The 1,461-nt window shown below is 58.1% G+C and carries 1 protein-coding gene; it reads right to left on the bottom strand.

From position 1 onward, the window contains the following. Positions 1-1,443: hypothetical protein (locus ACRCYW_RS13515; RefSeq protein WP_438550599.1), on the bottom strand; the 1,443-nt coding region annotated here is incomplete at its 3' end. Positions 1,444-1,461: the final 18 nt, after the last annotated feature.

The raw sequence follows: 1,461 nt of genomic DNA, 5'->3' as shown, positions 1-1,461 counted from the left end.
CTCCCAGTCTTGGGTGATGGTGTACTTGGATTGAAGGGTTTCCACGAGGTGGTCAGCATGTTCTTTGCCCACATATTTGATGCAGAAATCATCGACAACTAGGCAGAAGGAGATGGGTCTGGATTCGTGGGTGAAGAGGCCTGGAATGATGGCCGATTGGTTGTAGCCATGGCTGGCCAAGTGCAGGACGAGGGCGTCGTTGGCGATGCGGCCGGCGTGCGGGAGTCCGTACATTCCTTTTCTGATTTCCACATAGACAAAGCCCTTGTGGGCCAGGGGCTCCAAGTTGTACTGGTCGATGATGGCCTGGGGAATGGCGGAGAGGGGAATCTTCATGTACTCGAAGCGATCCATGTCGTTGTTCAGGTAGAAGTTCTTGATGTCCACAATCAGACATTTGGCACCTGCTGTGCTGACCACACTGTTGAATATGATTTTTGCTGTGATGAGACTGGCTGTCTTGGTGCTCACTTCAAAGGGGTAGTCAATTTGGTCGCCGCCAACAGTGTGGCGGACTCGGCGGGACTCTGCCTTGTTGGGGCGGTCTGCACAGACTGGGCGGAAGTAGGTGGCCTTCCGGTCGGCTGGCATTTTGGAGACAGGGATGAAGTGGATTGTGTCTGTGCCTTCGGTGTCCTTGTAGCCCTGGGACAGGCGGCCGAATTCGTGGCAGTTGCCTTCGATCCAGTGCTCGCCGTCTGAGCTCTTGCTGAGGACCTTGTAGTCTGCCATCAGGCCCGTGTCGGGGTTGAGGGCTTTGAATGCCACTTGCTGGACGTCTTCTGGCAGGTTGCCATTGAGGAACCACATCATAGCTGCATCGTCGAGCTGAAAGCTGGGGTGGTCGGTCACTGAAGTGGGAGAGGAGGGGCAGACAATGTCGTCGGCGTATTTGATGGTCTTGGGGCGGGGTTGGTCTGCCACTGGAGTGGGGGAAGCTGGGACAGCTTCTGGAGTGGGGGGAGCTGGGCTGCGGGTGCCTTCGGCGAATTGGACCTTCCTGGTGGTGACGGGGACGCTGGTGTCTCTGTGGGTCTGGTAGGGTTCGTCAGGTGGTGGTGGCGTTGGCCAGGTGAAGGGCTCCAGCACAGCATTGGCTTGCTGAGAGAGGGGGTGGTGGCGGGGACTGCGGCGCAGGATTGGGGAAAGGAGCCTGGGCTCCTGCTGGCTGCGGGGCTTGCTCTTGTTGTGGTAGGTTTCCAGGGGCACCGGTGGGAGTTCTGTGGGCCCTTTGGGGACTCCTTTGGGCACCCTCATGACTGGCGCACAGTCTGGTGAGGTGATGGGGTTGGCATCGGCATGCTGTAGGAGCAGAAACGTTGTCTGGGCCAGGGCATTCAGATCACTGTCGGTGAGGGGCTCCAGGGTGCCGTGAAAGTCGCTGGTGAGGATTTTTGTCAAGTCATTGATGCCTGCCACGAGAAGGTCGGCTTTGGAAGCCACTGGCATCTTCAGGTGGGG

The organism is Aeromonas sp., from assembly GCF_051657805.1.
Lineage (GTDB): Bacteria > Pseudomonadota > Gammaproteobacteria > Enterobacterales > Aeromonadaceae > Aeromonas.
The sequence above is the reverse complement of the archived record's forward strand: the minus strand, read 5'-3'. Positions and strand labels throughout refer to the sequence as shown.